The sequence below is a fragment of the Winogradskyella helgolandensis genome, from assembly GCF_013404085.1.
Classification (GTDB): Bacteria; Bacteroidota; Bacteroidia; order Flavobacteriales; family Flavobacteriaceae; genus Winogradskyella; species Winogradskyella helgolandensis.
Genome location: NZ_JABFHO010000001.1, coordinates 2,940,225 through 2,959,408, shown reverse-complemented (window position 1 = coordinate 2,959,408; position 19,184 = coordinate 2,940,225). Strand labels below are relative to the sequence as shown.

At 31.4% G+C, this 19,184-nt stretch carries 21 protein-coding genes; 13 read left to right on the top strand and 8 right to left on the bottom strand.

Features of this window, described 5'->3' with window-relative positions; translation table 11 throughout:
* The first annotated feature begins 89 nt into the window (after positions 1–89).
* The 5 genes from HM992_RS12490 (at position 90) to HM992_RS12470 (ending at position 4,228) form a co-directional block, all read left to right on the top strand.
* Positions 90–1,040: an isopenicillin N synthase family dioxygenase gene (locus tag HM992_RS12490; RefSeq protein ID WP_178985307.1), complete on the top strand. Its 951-nt coding sequence runs from the start codon at positions 90–92 to the stop codon at positions 1,038–1,040.
* A gap of 99 nt (positions 1,041–1,139) precedes the next feature.
* Complete coding sequence (locus HM992_RS12485; protein ID WP_178985306.1) at positions 1,140–1,469, top strand: translation initiation factor; 330 nt, start codon at positions 1,140–1,142, stop codon at positions 1,467–1,469.
* Between the two features lie 5 nt (positions 1,470–1,474).
* Positions 1,475–2,416 carry a DUF1835 domain-containing protein gene (locus tag HM992_RS12480; RefSeq protein WP_179319897.1) on the top strand — a complete coding sequence of 314 codons (942 nt, stop codon included), beginning with the start codon at positions 1,475–1,477 and terminating at the stop codon, positions 2,414–2,416.
* Complete coding sequence (locus tag HM992_RS12475; protein WP_179319896.1) at positions 2,406–3,278, top strand: nucleoside phosphorylase; 873 nt, start codon at positions 2,406–2,408, stop codon at positions 3,276–3,278. The genes HM992_RS12480 and HM992_RS12475 overlap by 11 nt, the downstream gene beginning before the upstream one ends.
* Before the next feature lie 95 nt (positions 3,279–3,373).
* Positions 3,374–4,228, top strand: coding sequence for a substrate-binding domain-containing protein (locus HM992_RS12470; protein WP_178985303.1), 855 nt, complete (start codon positions 3,374–3,376; stop codon positions 4,226–4,228).
* 323 nt (positions 4,229–4,551) lie between these two features.
* Here HM992_RS12470 and HM992_RS12465 read toward each other — a convergent pair whose 3' ends face one another.
* Entirely contained in the window at positions 4,552–5,226 is a 675-nt protein-coding gene (locus HM992_RS12465; RefSeq protein WP_179319895.1) for a uracil-DNA glycosylase, read from the bottom strand.
* Positions 5,227–5,280: 54 nt separating this feature from the next.
* Here HM992_RS12465 and HM992_RS12460 point away from each other — a divergent pair, with 54 nt between their 5' ends.
* The 3 genes from HM992_RS12460 (at position 5,281) to HM992_RS12450 (ending at position 9,628) form a co-directional block, all read left to right on the top strand.
* A complete protein-coding gene (locus HM992_RS12460) occupies positions 5,281–6,774 on the top strand; it encodes a YfcC family protein (protein WP_179319894.1) in 1,494 nt (497 codons plus the stop codon).
* Between the two features lie 48 nt (positions 6,775–6,822).
* Entirely contained in the window at positions 6,823–8,991 is a 2,169-nt protein-coding gene (locus HM992_RS12455; protein ID WP_179319893.1) for an endonuclease MutS2, read from the top strand.
* A gap of 217 nt (positions 8,992–9,208) precedes the next feature.
* Positions 9,209–9,628 carry a thiol-disulfide oxidoreductase DCC family protein gene (locus tag HM992_RS12450; protein ID WP_178985299.1) on the top strand — a complete coding sequence of 140 codons (420 nt, stop codon included), beginning with the start codon at positions 9,209–9,211 and terminating at the stop codon, positions 9,626–9,628.
* Positions 9,629–9,856: 228 nt separating this feature from the next.
* Here HM992_RS12450 and HM992_RS19780 read toward each other — a convergent pair whose 3' ends face one another.
* The 3 genes from HM992_RS19780 to HM992_RS12435 form a co-directional block, all read right to left on the bottom strand.
* Positions 9,857–10,315 carry a cold-shock protein gene (locus tag HM992_RS19780; RefSeq protein WP_195806622.1) on the bottom strand — a complete coding sequence of 153 codons (459 nt, stop codon included), beginning with the start codon at positions 10,313–10,315 and terminating at the stop codon, positions 9,857–9,859.
* 327 nt (positions 10,316–10,642) lie between these two features.
* Positions 10,643–11,104 (bottom strand): hypothetical protein, encoded by a 462-nt coding sequence (locus HM992_RS12440; RefSeq protein ID WP_178985298.1) that lies wholly within the window; start codon positions 11,102–11,104, stop codon positions 10,643–10,645.
* Positions 11,105–11,116: 12 nt separating this feature from the next.
* Positions 11,117–13,585 (bottom strand): zinc-dependent metalloprotease, encoded by a 2,469-nt coding sequence (locus HM992_RS12435; protein WP_179319892.1) that lies wholly within the window; start codon positions 13,583–13,585, stop codon positions 11,117–11,119.
* 136 nt (positions 13,586–13,721) lie between these two features.
* Here HM992_RS12435 and HM992_RS12430 point away from each other — a divergent pair, with 136 nt between their 5' ends.
* Together HM992_RS12430 and HM992_RS12425 are read left to right on the top strand one after the other, a co-directional pair.
* Complete coding sequence (locus tag HM992_RS12430; protein WP_178985296.1) at positions 13,722–14,018, top strand: DUF3817 domain-containing protein; 297 nt, start codon at positions 13,722–13,724, stop codon at positions 14,016–14,018.
* Positions 14,011–15,249 carry a mechanosensitive ion channel family protein gene (locus tag HM992_RS12425; RefSeq protein ID WP_178985295.1) on the top strand — a complete coding sequence of 413 codons (1,239 nt, stop codon included), beginning with the start codon at positions 14,011–14,013 and terminating at the stop codon, positions 15,247–15,249. The genes HM992_RS12430 and HM992_RS12425 overlap by 8 nt, the downstream gene beginning before the upstream one ends.
* On the opposite strand, the gene HM992_RS12420 is transcribed toward HM992_RS12425, so the two are convergent.
* Complete coding sequence (locus tag HM992_RS12420) at positions 15,246–15,638, bottom strand: acyl-CoA thioesterase (protein WP_178985294.1); 393 nt, start codon at positions 15,636–15,638, stop codon at positions 15,246–15,248. The two genes, HM992_RS12425 and HM992_RS12420, sit on opposite strands and share 4 nt — an antisense overlap.
* Before the next feature lie 192 nt (positions 15,639–15,830).
* Here HM992_RS12420 and HM992_RS12415 point away from each other — a divergent pair, with 192 nt between their 5' ends.
* Entirely contained in the window at positions 15,831–16,247 is a 417-nt protein-coding gene (locus HM992_RS12415) for a glyoxalase (protein ID WP_179319891.1), read from the top strand.
* 11 nt (positions 16,248–16,258) lie between these two features.
* Positions 16,259–16,705 (top strand): hypothetical protein, encoded by a 447-nt coding sequence (locus HM992_RS12410; RefSeq protein WP_179319890.1) that lies wholly within the window; start codon positions 16,259–16,261, stop codon positions 16,703–16,705.
* Here the strand turns inward: HM992_RS12410 and HM992_RS12405 are convergent.
* The 3 genes from HM992_RS12405 to HM992_RS12395 all read right to left on the bottom strand — a co-directional run bounded on the left by HM992_RS12405 (position 16,700) and on the right by HM992_RS12395 (position 18,640).
* A complete protein-coding gene (locus tag HM992_RS12405; RefSeq protein ID WP_179319889.1) occupies positions 16,700–17,377 on the bottom strand; it encodes a DUF2461 domain-containing protein in 678 nt (225 codons plus the stop codon). The genes HM992_RS12410 and HM992_RS12405 overlap by 6 nt on opposite strands.
* A gap of 75 nt (positions 17,378–17,452) precedes the next feature.
* Positions 17,453–17,623 carry a hypothetical protein gene (locus HM992_RS12400; RefSeq protein WP_178985290.1) on the bottom strand — a complete coding sequence of 57 codons (171 nt, stop codon included), beginning with the start codon at positions 17,621–17,623 and terminating at the stop codon, positions 17,453–17,455.
* Positions 17,624–17,737: 114 nt separating this feature from the next.
* The gene (locus tag HM992_RS12395) at positions 17,738–18,640 is read right to left on the bottom strand and encodes a mechanosensitive ion channel family protein (protein ID WP_179319888.1); all 903 of its coding nucleotides are present in this window, start codon (positions 18,638–18,640) and stop codon (positions 17,738–17,740) included.
* Positions 18,641–18,938: 298 nt separating this feature from the next.
* On the opposite strand from HM992_RS12395, the gene HM992_RS12390 reads away from it, so the two are divergent.
* On the top strand, positions 18,939–19,160 hold the full coding sequence (locus tag HM992_RS12390; RefSeq protein ID WP_115808801.1) for a hypothetical protein: 222 nt from the start codon (positions 18,939–18,941) through the stop codon (positions 19,158–19,160).
* The last annotated feature ends 24 nt before the right edge of the window (positions 19,161–19,184 follow it).

Below are 19,184 nucleotides of genomic sequence, written 5' to 3'. Positions count from 1 at the left end.
AGACTTCAAATTGTCAATAAATCCTATCTGATTTTTTAGCACTATTATCGTTACATTTGTATATTGACAAAAATTTAAACACAAATCCCATGGATAGAATACCTAGTGTAGATTTAAAGGATTTCATTTCTGAAGATCCTAAACGAAAACAAAAGTTTATAAACGATATAGGAAAAGCATACGAAGACATTGGTTTTGTAGCTTTAAAAGGGCATTTTTTAGATGATGCTTTAGTAGATAATTTATATGGTGAGGTTAAGAACTTTTTCAACTTACCCTTAGACGTAAAAGAAAGTTACGAGGTTCCAGGAATTGGAGGTCAACGTGGTTATGTTTCTTTTGGTAAAGAAAGTGCTAAAGGGAAAAAGGAAGGTGATTTAAAAGAATTCTGGCATTTTGGTCAATACGTAGAAGATGATGCTGAGCGTAGAAAAGAATATCCTGAGAATGTTGAAGTCAAAGAATTAGACGATTTTAATAAAGTAGGAAAGCAAACCTACCAAATGCTCGAAAAAACAGCTAAATATGTCTTACGTGCTTTAGCGCTTTATTTAGATTTAGAAGAGACCTATTTTGATAATTATATTCATAACGGTAATTCTATTTTAAGACCAATTCATTATCCTCCAATTACATCGGAACCTAAAAATGCTGTAAGAGCAGCTGCACACGGAGACATTAACCTTATTACTTTGTTAATGGGAGCCCAAGGTAGAGGTTTACAGGTACAACGTAATGATGGAGAATGGATTGATGCTATTGCAGAGCCTGACGAGTTAATGATTAATGTTGGAGATATGTTATCTAGACATTCTAATAACAAATTAAAATCTACCATTCACCGCGTTATAAATCCTCCAAGAGAACTTTGGGGAACATCGCGCTATTCTATGCCATTTTTTATGCATCCTGTTAGCGAAATGAAATTAGATGTTTTAGAGAGCTGTATTGATGACGAAAATCCAAAACAATTTGAAGACATCACTGCAGGCGAATTTTTAAACGAACGTTTAATCGAACTAGGACTTATTAAAAAATAGTAGGTAGTATGCAGAGGTCAGTTAGCGGTCCACTAATAATAAGTGAAATACTGAGAACTGAACACTGCATACTGAACACTGCATATTGAACACTAAAACATGGATTTACAAGATCAATTAAAAAATCTATTCCCAGACCATACTCCAGAACCTACAGATAACACTGACGACTCTAAGGATAATTTATGGTTACAAGACGATCCCATAATTTGTAAATACGAAAAACGAAAGGGCAAACCAATCACTATTCTTGAAGGTTATACAGGAGCTTCAGAAGATTTTAAAAAATTAGCTAAAGAGCTAAAAACTAAACTTAGTGTTGGTGGAAGTTTTAAGGATGATAAAATAATTATTCAAGGAGATTATAGAGATAAAATTATGGCGATGCTGAAAGAAAAAGGATTTAATGTAAAACGCGTTGGTGGTTAATACATATGATTAAAAATTGTTTACATATTACAAATGGTAATAACCTCACGGATTATTTAAGAGATTTAGATTTTAAAGAAGATATTGTTACTTGGCAAGAGATGCTTTGCGAAGGCCCAACGATTCCGGCTATAAACTCGAGAGAATTTTTAAAACTTCGTGCTAAGTTTCTCAAAGATTATTACGAGATAGAAGTTAATACACGAGAAATTCTATCAGAATTATCTAAACTCGATGACTCTGATAAGTACACAGAAATAAACCTTTGGTTTGAGTATGATTTGTTCTGCCATATTAATTTGCTAGGTGTAATTAATCTATTACATCAAAAAGAAATTAAAAAGCCACTTTATCTCATTTGTAGTGGTCGTGTGGAAGGTGAAAAACGCTTAAAAGCTTTAAATGAACTTAATCCAAAACAATTAAAAGCACACTATAAAGATAGAATTCGATTAACAAAAGACGATATTGATTTAGCAATCGCGTTATGGAGAACCTATTGTGGTAAAGATCATAATATATTAAAACCTTATATTGTTAAAAAGTCGAGTTTTAAATATATGAGTAATTGCCTAAGAGCACATTTAGAACGCTTTCCATACCAACAAAGTGGTCTTAGTGTTTTAGAGGCTAATATTCTCACTATTGTAAAAGATAATTTTATAAAATCTAAAAATCATCTTTTAGGTTATTGTCTCAATTATCAAGGTTACTACGGATTTGGAGATATACAGTTTGCACGCATCATAGATAAATTAGATTTGTTTTTTCAGGAAGATGAAAATGGTATTATCCTCAATAGAAAAGGCCACGAAGCCATTTTAAAACAACATAATTTTGCAAAAGAAATAAATAATCACATGGTTTATGGCGGTGTAAATCGCTTAAGCTTTCAATTCAATATCAAACAGAATAAACTTATAAAAACCATATTTAATGGCAATTAAAGACTCAGAACTTATTTTAAACCCTGATGGTAGTGTTTACCATCTTAATTTAAAACCAGAAAATATATCGGACACTATTATTTTTGTCGGTGACCAAGATCGTGTTGAGAAAATCACAAAGCATTTTGATAGTATAGAATTTAGCACTCAAAAGCGTGAATTTAAAACGCAAACAGGTTATTATCAAGACAAACGATTAACGGTTATTTCAACAGGAATTGGTCCAGATAATATAGATATTGTCCTAAATGAATTGGATGCTTTAGTAAATATCAATTTAAAAACTAGAGAAGTAAAAACAGAATTGACAAGTCTAAATATTATTAGAATTGGAACTTCAGGATCTTTACAGAATGATATTCCCGTGGATGAATTTTTAGTAAGCACCCATGCTTTAGATATTAATGGTATGTTACATTTTTATCAAATTGAAGGTATTAGTAATTCTGAAGTAGAAGACGAATTTATCAAACATACAAATTGGGACATCAAAAAAGCTAGACCAATTGTTATTAAGAATAGTAAGTATTTAGAAAAGTATTTTGAAGGAGATAAAACGCACAAAGGGATGACAGCCACTGCTGGTGGGTTTTATGGTCCTCAAGGGCGTGTTTTACGATTACCGCTGAAGGACGCTGGCTTAAATGAAAAATTAGATAGCTTCAACTGTAAAGATATTAGAGTTACAAACTTAGAAATGGAAACTTCCGTAATTTATGGACTTTCAAAATTATTAGGTCATGAGGCTATATCTCTAAATGCTATTATTGCAAATAGAGCAAATGGTGATTTTAGTAAAGACCCTAAAAAAGTGGTAGAAAAATTAATATTATTTGCTTTAGAGCGTATTGTAAATATTTAATATACGCCTCACTGAGCGCAGTTAAAGTGCTAATTTAATACAAAATAATAAATCTTGTTTAGTTTTAATAGACACTAAAACAAGTTCGGCATAAAATGAAAAAAGTAAATATTGGTGGTGTACCAGAACACTTTAATTTAGCATGGTATTTAACGCTAAAAAATGGAGAATATAAAGATCAAGACATCAATTTAAGATGGCATGATTATTATGGCGGCACTGGCGCCATGACTAAAGCATTACGCTCTGGTGAGATTGATATGGCTGTTATATTAACCGAAGGTATAGTTAAAGATATTATTGAGGGTAATCCTTCTAAAATAGTTCAAACCTTTGTTGAAACTCCTTTGATTTGGGGGATTCATGTTGCAGCTGATTCAGAATTTAATACTGTTGAAGACATAAAAGGCACTAGAGCTGCTATTAGCAGATTTGGTTCTGGTTCACATCTTATGGCATACATCAATGCTAAAAATAATAATTGGGATTTAGAGAATGACTTAAAATTTGAGGTCATTAAAAATTTAGAAGGAGCTATTAAAGGTTTAACGGATGGCGATGCTGATTATTTTATGTGGGAGAAATTTACCACTAAACCTATTGTAGATAACGGAGTATTTAGACGAATAGATAATTGTCCATCACCATGGCCATGTTTTGTGATTGCTGTTAGACAAGACTTTATTGATAATAATGAAGACGATTTAAAAATCATTTTAGATATTATTAATGAGACAACGTCAGAATTTAAATCCATACCAAGTATTGATAAAACCATTGCTAATCGTTACGAACAAGAATTAGAAGATGTGCAAGAATGGCTTTCGCTAACTGAATGGTCGCAAAGTGTTATGGATAAAAAGACTCTAGATAAGGTACAAGAGCAACTTCATGATTTAAAAATCATTGACAAAAAAGTAGATTATTCAAAATTAATTCATAAAATATAATTTCAATTGTTAATAAGAATCAAAAATGATAGACTAGTAAAGAGTTGCGAAAGGAATCAAGTCCTTATAAGAATCTGAATAATATCGGGTTGTATTTCAAATTAAAATGAAACTGTTGTTAATTGTGAAAATTTTAACTACATTTGTTTCACTACGTTAATGCTATTAATAACCCAAACAGATAAATATGATTGTAAACATTATTCTGATTTTATCCTGCTTAGTTGTGCTTAACTTTTTATTATTAATCTTTAGTTGCAACAAAACAAGCAAAAAAGTAAAAGATAAAGTTCCTTCATTTACTAAAGTTGAAGAAAAATCAACTATTGTAGTTTCCAATCAATTACAGACTCACCACCTTGCTCCAACTGGGAGTTAGTTTTACTAAAATTTTTATTACCAAACCAATAGCCTCTATTTGCACTTAATGGTGAAGGATGACCACTTTCTAAAACGGTATGTTTAGATACATCTATTAATTTCTTTTTCTTTTTAGCAAATCCTCCCCAAAGTAAAAAAACAACATTTGTCTTCTCATTACTAATCGTTTTAATCACAACATCAGTAAACTGTTCCCAACCTTTCTTTTGATGACTTCCTGGTTTATGTGCTCTAACCGTTAATGTAGCATTTAAAAGCAATACTCCTTGATTAGCCCACGGCATTAAATTACCACTTTTAGGATAGGGAATTCCAAGATCAGTTTCAAGTTCCTTAAAAATATTAACTAAGGAAGGTGGATGTTTGATGCCATCATTCACAGAAAAACATAATCCATTTGCTTGGCCAATATCATGATATGGATCTTGGCCAATGATTACCACTTTTAAGTCTTCAAAATGACAATGATTTAAGGCATTAAAGATTTCTGATTTAGGAGGAAAACATTGATGGTTCTGATATTCATGCTCTACAAAAGCAATCAAATCTTTAAAGTAAGGTTTTTCAAATTCTGTATAGAGCTCTTTTTTCCAGCTTTTATCTATATTTAGAGTCATATTTTAAAAAGATTATATAATTTAAAACTTAAATTTACCGCTAATCCGTTAAGAATGAAAAAAATAAAATTCCCATCTGCACAAACCATATTATTTATCATTGCAGGTTTGGTAACACTACTAACTTGGTTTGTTCCAGCAGGAAAATATGATACGTTAAGCTATAATGCGGATACAGACAAATTTACACGTTTAAGTCTAGATAAAGAAATAAGCCTATCTGCATCACAAGCATCTCTTAATGATTTAAATATTAAAATCCCTATTGAAAAGTTCACTAATGGTGATATTTACAAACCCATCAATATCCCTGGAACTTATAATAAGCTAGAAGCTAAACCGCAAAGTTTTTTTGATTTTGTAAAATCTCCTATAAAAGGTATTATTGAAGCTTCAGATATTATTTTTCTTGTATTAATAATTGGTGGTTTAATTGGTGTTTTAAATAAATCAGGAGCTTTTGATGCTGCTATTGCACAACTTGCCATTGTCTTAGAAGGTAGAGAATCCTTACTTATTATATTAGTAACTACTTTAGTCGCTTTAGGAGGAACCACCTTTGGTTTTGCGGAAGAAACCATTGCCTTCTTCCCTATTTTAATTCCTGTTTTTTTGGCTGCAAAATATGATGCTTTGGTCGGTGTCGCCTGTATTTTTCTTGGATCATCCATAGGTGGCATGTGCTCTACTATCAATCCGTTTTCTACAATTATTGCTAGTGATGCTGCTGGTATCAATTGGACGACGGGTTTATATGGAAGAATCTTCATGCTCGTTCTTTGCTTAACTATTACTATAGTGTACATTATGCGCTATGCAAAACGTGTTAAAAACGACCCAAGTAAATCACTCATTTACGACCAAAGAGATCAAATCGCTCAGTTGTTTACATTAAAAGATGCCACTCATATTAATTTTAATTGGAGGCTAAAATTAGCCTTATTTGTTTTTACAAGTAGCTTTGTTATTATGATTATCGGTGTATCTATGCTAGATTGGTGGTTTGTAGAAATGACAACCGTATTCTTAGTTGGAGCAATACTAATTGGTTTTATTATTCAGATTAGCGAAACCGATTTTATAGAAACCTTTGTAAAAGGAGCGAGCGATTTACTTGGTGTGGCTTTAATTATAGGAATTGCAAGAGGTGTCACCGTATTAATGACAGATGGCTTAATTAGTGATACCTTATTATACTATGCTAGCGATATTACCACAGGAATGAATAAAGGAGTCTTCTCTAGTGTCATGACTATGATTTATTCCGGATTATCGTTTTTTATACCAAGCTCTTCTGGAATGGCTGTTTTGACCATGCCAATTATGGCACCTTTAGCAGATACCGTTGGGGTTGGACGTGAAGTGGTTGTTAATACCTACCAATATGGATTAGGCTTATTTTATCTTATAAATCCTACGGGTTTAATTCTAGCATCACTTGCTGTTGCGAAGATTAACTTTAGTAAATGGTTAAAATTTATTTTCCCATTATTTATTATTTTAATAATTGTAACCTTAATCGTATTAGCCGTGTCTTCTTACTTATAATCGTGTATAATATTATAAATTTGTATTTCTAAAAACGGACTCTATTACATGATAAATATTCATGAAAAAACCTTAAAAGACCTTGAGTTTTCTACGGTTTTAAATCAAGTTAGTACACATGCCATTACAGCTTTAGGTAAACAAGCTATTTTAAATATTCTTCCTTTTACGGAGGAAGAACAATTGATGCGCGAGCTTATTTACGTCAATGAATACTTAGCCTCTTTTGAAAATGATAACCGCATTCCAAATCATGGTTTTGAAACCATTGCTAAAGAGTTAAAACTTCTTAAGATTGAAAACACCTATTTAGAAGTTTCAAGTTTACAGAAGTTAGTAAGCATGTCATTGACTGTAAATACCATTTTAAAATTTTTAAAGAAATTTGAAGAGTACTACCCTCAACTTCAACAATTCAGTAATCATATTGAAATAAATACTGGTATTATTGAACAAGTAGATGCTGTGGTCGATCGTTTTGGAGACATTAAAGACGATGCTTCACCGCTACTTTCAAACTTGCGTAAATCTATTAATATACTTAAAGGCAAAATAAATAGTAGTTTTTCTTCAGCATTAAATACCTATCACAATTTAGATTATTTAGATGATATTAGAGAATCTGTTGTTGAAAACAAGCGTGTATTAGCTGTAAAAGCCATGTATCGTAGAAAAGTTAGAGGCGCGATAATGGGAGGCAGTAAAACCGGAAGTATAGTCTACATTGAACCCGAAACAACTTTACAATACACTAGAGAACTCAATAATTTAGAATACGAGGAAAAAGAAGAAGTCATAAAAATATTAAAAGAACTTACAGATTATATTCGAGAATTCTTACCGCTTCTTAGAGATTATCAAGAGTTTTTAACGCAATTAGACGTTATTTCTGCCAAAGCAAAATATGCGCAAAGCATGAATGCTATATTACCAGAATTCTCAAAAGAACGTCGTATGCATTTGCGAGATGCCTACCATCCACTACTCTATTTGAATAATAAAGAAAAAGGAGAGCACACTTTCCCACAGACCATAGGTTTAGAAAAAGACAGTAGAATTATTGTGATTTCTGGTCCTAATGCAGGTGGAAAAAGTATCACTTTAAAAACTGTCGGTTTACTTCAAGTTATGCTTCAAAGTGGTATGTTAATTCCGGTTCATGAGCGTAGTTATGTCTGTTTATTTGATAGAATTCTGAGTGATATTGGAGATAACCAATCCATAGAAAATCATTTAAGCACCTATAGCTATCGTCTTAAACAGATGAATTATTTCTTAAAAAAGTGTAATAATAAAACCTTATTCTTAATCGATGAATTTGGAACAGGAAGTGATCCAGAATTAGGTGGTGCTTTAGCCGAAACGTTTTTAGAAGTGTTTTATGAACGTGAAGCCTTCGGAATTATAACGACGCATTATTCCAATTTAAAACTTTTGGCCAACGAATTACCACATATAAAAAATGCGAATATGCTTTTTAACGAGCGAACTTTAGAACCAATGTATAAGTTGGTGGTTGGACAAGCCGGAAGTTCTTTCACGTTTGAAGTCGCTCAAAAAAATGGCATTCCGTATAGTTTAATCAACAAATCTAAAAAGAAGATTGAACGTGGCAAAGTGCGCTTTGATGCTACTATTGCGAAGCTTCAAAAAGAACGAAGCAAATTAGAACGCACAGAACGCTCATTAAAAGAAAACGAAAAAAAGAAGATTTCAGAAGCCGATAAATTGGAAGAAGTGAACGCTAAAGTTCAGAAGAAATTAGAAAGTTTTCAAGAATTATATGATTCTAACCAACGTTTGATTTATTTAGGTCAAAAGGTTAACGATATTTCTGAAAAGTACTTTGAAGACAAGAAGAAACGCGAATTGATGGCAGAATTATTCCGTTTGGTACAAATAGAAAATTCAAAACGTAAAAAAGTTTCTGCAAAAGTAAAACGTGCCGAAAAGCATAAAGAAAAACAGGTAAAACAAGAAGCTGAAAAGAAAGTTGAAGTTATCCGTAAAAAGAAAAAAGAAGCTAAAAAGAAAGCTATCCCTGTAGAAAAGCCAAAACCTATTTTAAGAATTGGCGACAGAGTACGACTACAAGATGGTAGAGCCGTTGGTAGTATCGATTCTATTGAGAAAAACAAAGCCAATGTAAATTATGGCATGTTTACTACTAACGTGAGTTTGGATCAATTAGAATTGGTAGAAGCGGTTAAAAAGTAGGTATTAAAATAGTCTTCTGTTTACAGTCAATGATTAGCTTCAAAATATTATAAGTAATTGAATTGAAAATAAGCTTGACATGAATTTCACGAATTTTCGCAGATGCTGTTCCTAACGACTACTTTGATTATAACAAATAATAATGAGTCTCAAAGCCTTCATAACTTAATTTTAAATTTCTAAATAAATAAAAACGAAGATTTATTAACTTTATAACATGAAAAAAATCCCACATACGAAGCAACTAATTCTCTTTGACGGAGTTTGTAATCTGTGCAACAGCAGTGTTTTGTATGTGATAAAACGGGATAAAAAAGACCAATTCTTATTTGCACCTTTGCAAAGTGACATTGGCAAAACTATCATTACAAAGTTTGATATAGATACAGACAAAACAGATTCTATTTTGCTTTATAATTCTAAAAAAGATAGTTTAACTTATAAATCTACGGCAGCATTGTTAATAGCAAAACGCTTAGGATTTCCAACAAATGTATTGGTCATTTTCTTAATTGTACCCGCATTCATTAGAAACTGGGTGTACAATTATATTGCGAAAAACCGTTATCAATGGTATGGCAAAAAGGAAGCTTGTATGATTCCTACTCCCGAATTAAAATCTAAATTTTTAGTATAGAAAAAGATCATTCCTAATGCTTCTTCAGGCTTTTAAAATGCTAAAATAGAAGTATTTAAGATGCGATTAATAGGTGTCAATAAAGTAGAATTCTTTATTTTTAGACTAGCTAGAACTCTTTACTTAAACATAACTTTTTGTCTTGTTTAGGAACAATCTAAAATTTAAGGCACAAAAAAAAGCCACTATCAAAAATAATGGCTTTCTATTTTATTTATAACCAAACGGTTATGCTTGCTTTACTCGGACTGCATTCATACCACGTTGCCCTTTCTCTAATTCGAAAGTAACTTTGTCATTTTCTGCAATCTCGTCAATAATACCACTGACATGTGTAAAATGCTTTTCATTTGTTTCTGTATCAATAATAAAACCAAATCCTTTGGAGTTATCATAAAAAGAAACTTTTCCATTTCTAATTGGATCAAACGGCTCTTCGTCTGATTCTTCTTTTGTAGGTATCCCAAGAACAATGTTCTCAGCCTTTACCTTCACCTTCATTGTTGGATCTGGAGGAGTATCCGTAAGATTACCATTATGATCTACATAAGCAATCGGGATTCCTTCTGAACCATTTTCATCTTTGTTGAGTTTACGCGCTTCCATTTTCTTGCGCTTATCTTCTCGTTTTTTTAATCGTTTTTTTTCTTTTTCACTTTTACTAAAAGTCTGTTGTGATTTAGCCATTCGTAGTTTTAAAAATTAATATGTGTGTGTGCTTTTGAAAATATTTATAATGCAAACAAGTTAATCAACTTAACAATGAATAGTATTAAAATCTAGTATAATAACTTTAAGAATAATGTTATTTGAGTAGTATATCTTCAATGAACCGATGACAAAGATACAATATCTATACCAAATATTAAATTTTAAAGCTTATAAACATACTATTCACTTATAGTTTAGACTAATTTCACGCATAGGTTACCTCTAAAGTCGCTAATTGAATATCAATTTTATCGTTGGTACATCTTATTGAAGTTACTAAACAAACACGTGATATTCTTTTATTTATAGTTTAACTAATTTACCTGTATATAATAATTCAGAACTACCTTTTCCTGTTAAGGTTAAAAAAGCATTACCATTTGGCTTTACTTCAATAATCATTTCATAAGCCGCAGTCTTTATAGCAATTGAAATTTGTTGGTTGTCATCATTAAATGACGTATCAATTTTACTATTGTTGTCTTTTAAGATATGAATAACCCTATCTTTAGAAAATCCATTTAATTGTCCTGATACTTCTGACTTATTAATGCGTATTTCGTTTATAGCTCCATCTAGAATTTCTCTTTCTTGACTATTATGTATTACATTCGCTACAAATTGATAATGCTGTGATTTAACTGTCGTTTTGGATTTATGATATGTTGTTGCTAACATTTCCTTTTGACTTCTTTTAGTTTGTGCTGTCACAAAAGTTGAAGCAGAAAGACTAAAAAGTAGGGCTAATAAAATTATTTTTTTCATAGTTTTTAATTTTTATTTTGGGTCTATAATAGTATTTATGCGTTCTATTGCATCTTTATAATGGTATGTAGTTTCGGTGTTAACGTTTGTTCTCAATGCTGTATTGAGCATCTGTTTAACTCTGTTTAATTCGCCTCTAACCAAAGCTCTAACATCGGACTGATTAACATTAAAATACTGTTGACTTCGTTTTGGATCTAAATCTTCTGTCATTAAATTAAACATAGCATCTAAATAAACACGTTGCAAATTACGTCTATAAATTGAAACATTGGCACCTAATTTCGTTTCAGACCAAATCCCAGTCCTTACATCACTTAATAATTCTAATACGGAATACGTTTTAGAATCTAAAGCATTGTGGTCTATAAGCCGACCCAAACGCTCAAAACTCAATATATTATTTAAATGTCTTGCCTGTAAACTCCGAATACGATCAGTATACCCAGCGTAATTTATATTTTGAAGAATAGATTTATCTATTAACCAATTTGGTGTTTCAAAAGCATTTTCTTGCAACCAACTTAATGCTAATTTCTGATCTAATTTAGAAACCGGACTAAAAATAGCACCTTCTTGAGATGGGTTTTTAGTCTCTTCCACTACTCCACCAATATGAGTAACCACATGACCTACATAACGACTCCAAACGCTGAGTAATTCGCCATAAAGTTCTTCTAAGTCCTCATAATTATCAGTTTGATCACTTGTCCAACTTGGTAAATTTTTAACTACTATTTTTAAGTTTTTTAATCCATATGTACTCGCTTTTATACTATTATTGCCTATGTCTTCAGTTTGTGCTGTAGGATCATAACTACCACGACCTCCAAATTTGTATATAGGATCACCTGCCTTTTCCGTAATCCAACTATTTAGGATTTCTTTCTCGTCGTCTGCCGATTTTACGCCGTCAATATATCTATATCCAAAATTGATGGCATATGCATCATAAGGTCCTAATTGCCTAATGAATCTAATATTTTCATCACCTGGTTGAGCAATATAATTGTAACGTGCATAATCCATAATGGTTGCAGCAATTCCATATTTTTGTGTAAAGTCACCATCTCTATAACTTTCAACATCATAAGCATAACTAGCACTCATATTATGTGGCAAACCTAAGGTGTGTCCAACTTCGTGTGCAATGACCATTTTCATCATTTCACCAATCTCTTCATCTGGAGTATTTAAAGTCCTAGCGGAAGGATTTGCAGCTCCTGTTTCTAATAAATAGCGATTACGATACGAGCGTAAATGGTTATGATACCAAATTATATCACTTTCAATAATTTCGCCACTTCTAGGATCAGAAACACTTGGCCCTGTTGCATTTCTTGTGGTACTTGCAACATATCTCACCACTGAATATCTAATATCTTCAGGACTAAAATCTGGATCTTCTTCTTTCGTTGGAGGCTCTTTTGCGATGATAGCATTTTTAAATCCAGCTGCCTCAAACGCTTTTTGCCAAAGCTCTATACCTTCTTTCATATACGATCGAAACTTCATTGGTGTGGCAGGATCTAAATAATAAATGATAGGTTTTATAGGTTCTACAAGCTCCCCTCTATTATAAGCTCCGATATCTTTTGGAATTAATTTCCAACGTCTTAAATACGTTTTTCTATCCGATTTTAATTCTTCACTACTATAATCATATTTACTCAATGTAAACCAACCGACGCGCTCATCATAAAGACGAGGTTGCATTAATGTTTTAGGTAATAAAATCATCGATTGATTCATTTGGACACTAATGGTTTCATCACCAGTATTTACAGGAGGACTAGATGCATTATAAGTAAAATCTTGAATCACTTCAATATTCTCAGGGAAGCTTTTAACGGAATTGATAAAACTTCTCGATTTGTCTAAATTTTTCACTTTATAGGTTGAACGCAATCTTGAAGATAAGCCACTAATCGCTTTTACATCCGAACCATAAAAACTAGTTACATCAATAACTACAGCAGACGAATCTTTAGAAAATGCAGCAATATCAAAAGCGTATAAAGTGGGTTCGTAATTATTCGATTTTACAGAAACATTAATGGGTAAAGTATCAGTAGCCACTGCACTTGACGATTTCTCTTTAATGAGAATCTTGTCTTTAAAACGTTCCCAATTAATCATTCGGGTATTGGTTTTTGTCCCAGCGTTTACATAACCACCACCCAAATTTGAAGGTAATTTAGCAAAACGACTCACCAATAACATATCGGTATTCAGATGCACTATTGGAATTTCAAAATAATACTTATCACCAACCGAATGCACATCAAACAAACCGCTATCAGAAATGGCTTCTTTAGTAATGACTTTATCGTAGTCTTTAATTTTACTATTTGTCTTTTTAGAAACCTGTGGTTTTACTTTTGTGGTTTGATTATTCGCTTTATTCTTACCTGCAGATTGTGCCGTGGAGCACGATAATAATATGAAAGAACAGATGGTGAGTACTAGGATTTTTCTCATGAACTAAATGCCTATTAATTAAAAAATACTGCTAAATATAAATAATAGAATTTTAGTTTTTAGTAATTTCTTAAAAGCTGTTAAAATCTGCTCTTATTCACTTATTCTAAAGTACTTTTGCACAAAATTTAATACTATGCCAAAATTATTACCTTTTTTTAGGATTATAGCGTTGCTAGAAGGTGTTTCTTACATCTTGTTACTGTTTATAGCAACACCAATTAAATATTTATATGAAGATCCTCAATATGTGAAATTATTAGGAATGCCACATGGTCTTTTATTTATGGCTTATGTTGTGATTGCAGTATTAATTAGCACAGACATGAAATGGCCAACCCGTACTCTTTGGATTGTTTTATTGGCTTCTATAATTCCTTTTGGTACATTTTATATTGATAAAAAATACTTAACAAAATCACGTCGTGCTTAACATAAGACATACATTTTATAATTTTCTAATAGAAAAAGGCATAACAGAAGACACAGCTATATATCTTAATATGCTTGGGCTTCTCTTGGCTTTAATTGTAATTGCATTTATAGTAGATTATATTACTAAACGTTTTCTTTGGAGGTTTTCTGCAAGTGTTGCCAAACGAACCAAAACGGATTTTGATAACATTCTTGTTACCAACAAACTACCAAGAAACATTGCTCATATTATACCGCTTTTAATTCTAATAGAGTTTGTGCCTCAAGTTTTTGTGGATTTTGAAATTGCTCAGAATATTATAGAAAAAACACTACAAGTTATCACCATTGTCCTTACGCTTCAAATTATTAGAAGTTTTTTAAGATCTATAAAAGATTACCTAAAAACTCTAAACAGATACAAAGACAAACCCGTTGATAGCTACGTGCAAGTTTTTATGATTTTTGCCTGGTTACTTGGATTATTCTCAATCTTAGCTATTATAACAGGAGTTTCATTCCTTAAATTTGCTACGACTTTAGGTGCCGCTTCAGCGGTTATTATTTTAATATTTAAGGATACAATCCTAGGTTTTGTAGCCAGTATTCAAGTCTCCATTAACGATATGGTAAGAATTGGAGATTGGATCACTTTTGAAAAATATGGTGCAGATGGTGATGTAATTGAAATAAATTTAGCAACTGTAAAAGTTCAGAATTGGGATAAAACGATTACTACGATTCCTACGTATGCTTTAATTTCCGATTCGTTTAAGAACTGGAGAGGTATGATGGATTCTGGCGGACGACGTATAAAACGGTCTGTTATTGTTAAAACCTCTACAATCAATTTTTTAACTACTGAAGATATTGAACGGTTAAGCAAAATTCAATTGGTATCCGAGTACTTAAAAACACGTGCTACCGAAATTGAAACTTACAATACACAACACAATATTGACAAATCTGTTTTAATTAACGGAAGAAATCTAACCAACTTTGGTGTGTTTAGAAAATACCTTCAAACGTATATTGAAAACCATTCTGCCATAAATAAAGATATGACTTTAATGGTGCGTCAATTAGAACCAACTGCACAAGGTATTCCATTGGAAATATATGCGTTTAGTAGTGACCAACGTTGGAAAAATTATGAATATATTTTGGGCGATATCTTCGATCACGTTTTAGCTTCCGTAAAATATTTTGATTTAGAAATCTACGAACTAGCTTTAGGCAATAAAGATTAGTAATCCTTTAATCTGTCTTTAACAAACTCTACTTCTGTTTTACCATGAGGTTGTGGTTTTCCGTCTGGACCTAAATTAACCATAACGATATTTTCTACTGAGAGTATCGTTTCTCTAGTCATTTTATTTCTGGCTTCACATTTTAAAGCTATTGAGGATTTCCCGAATTTTTTTACTAGAATTCCTATCTCTACAATATCTCCTTGTTTTGCTGATGCCATAAAATTTATTTCAGACATGTATTTGGTGACTATCTTTGAATTTTCGAGTTGTATAACAGTATAAAGCGCTACCTCTTCATCTATCCAAGCCAAAAGTTGACCACCAAACAATGTACCATTAGGATTTAAATCTTCGGGTTTAACCCATTTTCTTGTATGAAATCTCATTCTATATTTTATGTTTTTTATATGATATAAAGATAATATTTACTAACTACTCTGAATATAAAAATGCATTTGATTTATGAATGTTAATATGTAGAATGTTAATAAGAGCGTTAACAAGATATTACGACTATAAATTGAAGTGCTTTCTATTTCCTTAATTTTAATTCCGAATTAATCCTTAATCATAATATTATGACGACTAGATTTAACAACCTACTTTCCATCAGACCCGAAATTTTATCTGCTAAAATTTATAATGGTACTAGTGCAGATGAAGCTTTTCAAAACAAAACCTTACGACCAATAATTAAATTACAGCATGATTTACTTATTGCTGTTTTCAATAATTATATTGTAAAACACAAAAATGTTTTTTACAATTTGAATTTAGATGAACAACTCAACTATATTTCAAATGCGATACAAAAGGATATTAAATTCAGGAATTCTTTAAAAGGAATGATTATAGGCCAATTTACAGTTGAAGAGTACGAACGTTATATTCAAAACTCATCTGCTTTAAACAAACGAATGATGGCTATTGTAAAAGAGCGCTTAATTCAAAGTATTCAATTATTTGCACAACCAAAAATTCATCAAAACGTTTAGCTAATCTTTTAATGACTATAAAGACACAACTTTTAGAACTTTGTACTAAATATGCTGATAAACGTGTATTAGGTTACAAAAACGAAATAGAATTAATAAAAGAATCTATTGAAAACAATGATAAAGTAAGTAATGAAGAAGATGATTCTGGTAATTCTAAATTGTTAGATGATTTAGAAAAAAATATGAATTACCTTAACGATGCCAACAAAATGCGTGAGCAATTAAAATTGGTTCGTCCTAATTTAGTTTCGGATAATGTTGTTTTAGGTAGTTTAGTTAAAACAGATAGTATAACTTTCTATATAGCTTTGAGCTTGGGAAAAGTTGAATTAGAGGATTCAGAATATTATATTATTTCTCTGGCATCCCCTTTGGGTCAACTTCTAAAGAATCGCAAAAAAGGTGATCAGTTTAAGTTTAATGAAAAGAGCTATTTAATAAAAGACGTGCTATAATAAAGACTCACCATTTAAGTTCGTAGTGAGCACATCACTCATGTAATTAAAAAAGGGTCTTATATTTTTAAAGGATTCATTAACCTCTTTTAGAAAATCGTCTGCTAAAACCTCTTTATCAGAATATTTTTTTACGAAGATAAATTGCTTTCTTCGTATTAAATCTATTGAAGGATGTTCTTTATCAAAGCCTTTAGGAGCCGTTTTTAATTCATCGCCTGTAAAATTGCCCCAAGTTGCTTTAAAAGTTTTGTCTTTTAAAATAGCTCTCATTTCGCTATCATCCATTTCAAATTCCTTTCTAATGCGTAACAAGTCTTCTTTGCTTGGATCCCAAAATCCGGTTGCAATAAATGATTCGTCATTTGGTTGAATATGTAAATAATAACCACCTCTAAGCTCCGGTTTTTTTCTCGCAAACGAACCACCAAAATGTGTTTTGTAAGGCAATTTATTTTTAGAAAAGCGTACATCTCTATAAATTCTAAAAATCTTTATTTTTTCTATTTGATCGTGAGCGCTCATCAATTCACCTAAGTAATTATAAGCAGATTTCACCTTTGCCTCTATAGCTTTAAATTCTGGCTTATGGTCATTAAACCACTCGCGATCATTATTTTTTTCTAGTTTTTTAAAAAACGTGAATAGCTCTTTTGATATCGTATGACTCATAGCAGTTGATTTTTTTATAAAAATAAAAAAAAGCCATCGTAACGATGGCTTTTATGATAATATTATAATCTTATATTAGTTGTCGTCAACGGCATCTTCGACATCATCGGCTGCATCTTCAAATGCATCTCCTGCATCGTCAACGGCATCTTCTATTTTATCACCTGTATCTTTCTGTTCTCTGCAACTGGTGGTCATTAAACTTAAACTAAATAATGCTATAAATAAATAACTAAATTTTTTCATTGTTTTTTGGTTTTACGGGTTATTGTTATTACAAATATCGGAATGTACATATGATATAATTTGCTCTAACCGATTGACTTTTGACTCAAATGATAACGTTACTAAAATCGTATTCTAATTATTGTTAATTGATTCCCTTAAGTTGGAAGCCTTTACATCTAGCTTGTTATCAAACTGCAAGGTTCTGATTGGAAAAGGAATATTTATACCTTCTTTATCATACGCCTTTTTAATTTCAATAATTGCAGTTGTTTTTGCTCTTAATTTTTCCAACATACTTTCTGCATCTATCCAAAATCGACATAAATAATTAATAGAACTATCACCAAATTCGGTATAGTAAAACTCAACGTCTTCAGCAGATTTTACTTGCTCAAAATTATTAGCAATAACGTCTTTTGTTAATTGCTTAACTTTTTCTAAATCGGACTCATAACCTACTCCACACTCAATAAAAATCCTCATTTTGGTAGTTAAAGAATAGTTTTTTAAAGGATTATCTAAAATCGTTTTATTTGGAATAATCACGATATTGTTATCCGCCTCTTTTAACGTAAAATCTTTAAGGTTTATATCCATAACTTCACCTGAAAACCCTGTGGTTTCAACCCAATGTCCAATTTGAATTTTTTTTCTAAAGGATAAAATAAGACCTGCAAAAGTATTTGCTAAAGTACCTTGTAATGCTAAACCAATAGCTAAACCAACAACACCAGCACCTGCAAGCAAAGATGTTAATGCTTTGCCTAAATTTAAAACACCTAGTGCTATAAATAATCCTAAAGCAACAACCACAACAGCAGTTACACGAGCAATAGCACTTTTAATAGAGTCTTGTTTAACTCTTTTATCTACTATTTTAACAACTAACCTACTTACATATTTAGCAGAAAAATAGGCTGCTACCATTACTAAAATGGCTAGTATTAAATTTGGTATACTTTCTATTATTGTATTAAACCAACCAATTAGTTTGTCCGTTAAATTTCCAAAAGCTGTGTTAAATTGTTCCTTCATTGAGTTATTAAGTTTATCAATGACAAATATCGGAAGTACAGCGCTGTATTATTTGCTCGTATCCAAAGAGTCTTAACTCTATTAAAATATGACTGAGGACCTAAAAAATTCAAGCTTAATTCATCAATTTTAAGTGTAGATATCTCAGAAATATCTAGAGGCTTTTTCAATGAAAACTCTCCGACTTAAATTGTTTTAATATTAAAGTTAATTGTCTTAATAATTGTTTTGGAATAAACTTGTGAGTTCTTATAATTTTCCCTATTATGCACTACTTTTAAAAACAGACAATATATTTATGGGTAGACCAGCAACAAGACCAACAGCACTAAAGGATGGTTTCTATATTGAGATTAGAAACAAAGGCTCAAAATCAGGTGTAAAACTATACAGTGGAACCAAATTACAGATGCATCGTGCTATCAAAATGTACGAGCGCTCAAAAGAAGTTATCATTTTAGGTGAATCTGTCAATGGAAAATTTGTAGACAAAGAGCCTAAAGTGCACGTAGCAGATTAAATATTTAGAGTTTGTTTATTCGTT

What these genes read in the sequence shown, in the direction of transcription:
- HM992_RS12440 (WP_178985298.1), bottom strand. Translation starts at nt 11,104, where the DNA reads ATGAAAAAAATAATTTTATTAGCCCTACTTTTTAGTCTTTCTGCTTCA.
- HM992_RS12430 (WP_178985296.1), top strand. Translation starts at nt 13,722, where the DNA reads ATGCCAAAATTATTACCTTTTTTTAGGATTATAGCGTTGCTAGAAGGT.
- HM992_RS12465 (WP_179319895.1), bottom strand. Translation starts at nt 5,226, where the DNA reads ATGACTCTAAATATAGATAAAAGCTGGAAAAAAGAGCTCTATACAGAA.
- HM992_RS12405 (WP_179319889.1), bottom strand. Translation starts at nt 17,377, where the DNA reads ATGAGTCATACGATATCAAAAGAGCTATTCACGTTTTTTAAAAAACTA.
- HM992_RS12415 (WP_179319891.1), top strand. Translation starts at nt 15,831, where the DNA reads ATGACGACTAGATTTAACAACCTACTTTCCATCAGACCCGAAATTTTA.
- HM992_RS12475 (WP_179319896.1), top strand. Translation starts at nt 2,406, where the DNA reads ATGGCAATTAAAGACTCAGAACTTATTTTAAACCCTGATGGTAGTGTT.
- HM992_RS12420 (WP_178985294.1), bottom strand. Translation starts at nt 15,638, where the DNA reads ATGAGATTTCATACAAGAAAATGGGTTAAACCCGAAGATTTAAATCCT.
- HM992_RS12435 (WP_179319892.1), bottom strand. Translation starts at nt 13,585, where the DNA reads ATGAGAAAAATCCTAGTACTCACCATCTGTTCTTTCATATTATTATCG.
- HM992_RS12460 (WP_179319894.1), top strand. Translation starts at nt 5,281, where the DNA reads ATGAAAAAAATAAAATTCCCATCTGCACAAACCATATTATTTATCATT.
- HM992_RS12455 (WP_179319893.1), top strand. Translation starts at nt 6,823, where the DNA reads ATGATAAATATTCATGAAAAAACCTTAAAAGACCTTGAGTTTTCTACG.
- HM992_RS19780 (WP_195806622.1), bottom strand. Translation starts at nt 10,315, where the DNA reads ATGGCTAAATCACAACAGACTTTTAGTAAAAGTGAAAAAGAAAAAAAA.
- HM992_RS12395 (WP_179319888.1), bottom strand. Translation starts at nt 18,640, where the DNA reads ATGAAGGAACAATTTAACACAGCTTTTGGAAATTTAACGGACAAACTA.
- HM992_RS12390 (WP_115808801.1), top strand. Translation starts at nt 18,939, where the DNA reads ATGGGTAGACCAGCAACAAGACCAACAGCACTAAAGGATGGTTTCTAT.
- HM992_RS12450 (WP_178985299.1), top strand. Translation starts at nt 9,209, where the DNA reads ATGAAAAAAATCCCACATACGAAGCAACTAATTCTCTTTGACGGAGTT.
- HM992_RS12485 (WP_178985306.1), top strand. Translation starts at nt 1,140, where the DNA reads ATGGATTTACAAGATCAATTAAAAAATCTATTCCCAGACCATACTCCA.
- HM992_RS12410 (WP_179319890.1), top strand. Translation starts at nt 16,259, where the DNA reads ATGACTATAAAGACACAACTTTTAGAACTTTGTACTAAATATGCTGAT.
- HM992_RS12490 (WP_178985307.1), top strand. Translation starts at nt 90, where the DNA reads ATGGATAGAATACCTAGTGTAGATTTAAAGGATTTCATTTCTGAAGAT.
- HM992_RS12470 (WP_178985303.1), top strand. Translation starts at nt 3,374, where the DNA reads ATGAAAAAAGTAAATATTGGTGGTGTACCAGAACACTTTAATTTAGCA.
- HM992_RS12400 (WP_178985290.1), bottom strand. Translation starts at nt 17,623, where the DNA reads ATGAAAAAATTTAGTTATTTATTTATAGCATTATTTAGTTTAAGTTTA.
- HM992_RS12480 (WP_179319897.1), top strand. Translation starts at nt 1,475, where the DNA reads ATGATTAAAAATTGTTTACATATTACAAATGGTAATAACCTCACGGAT.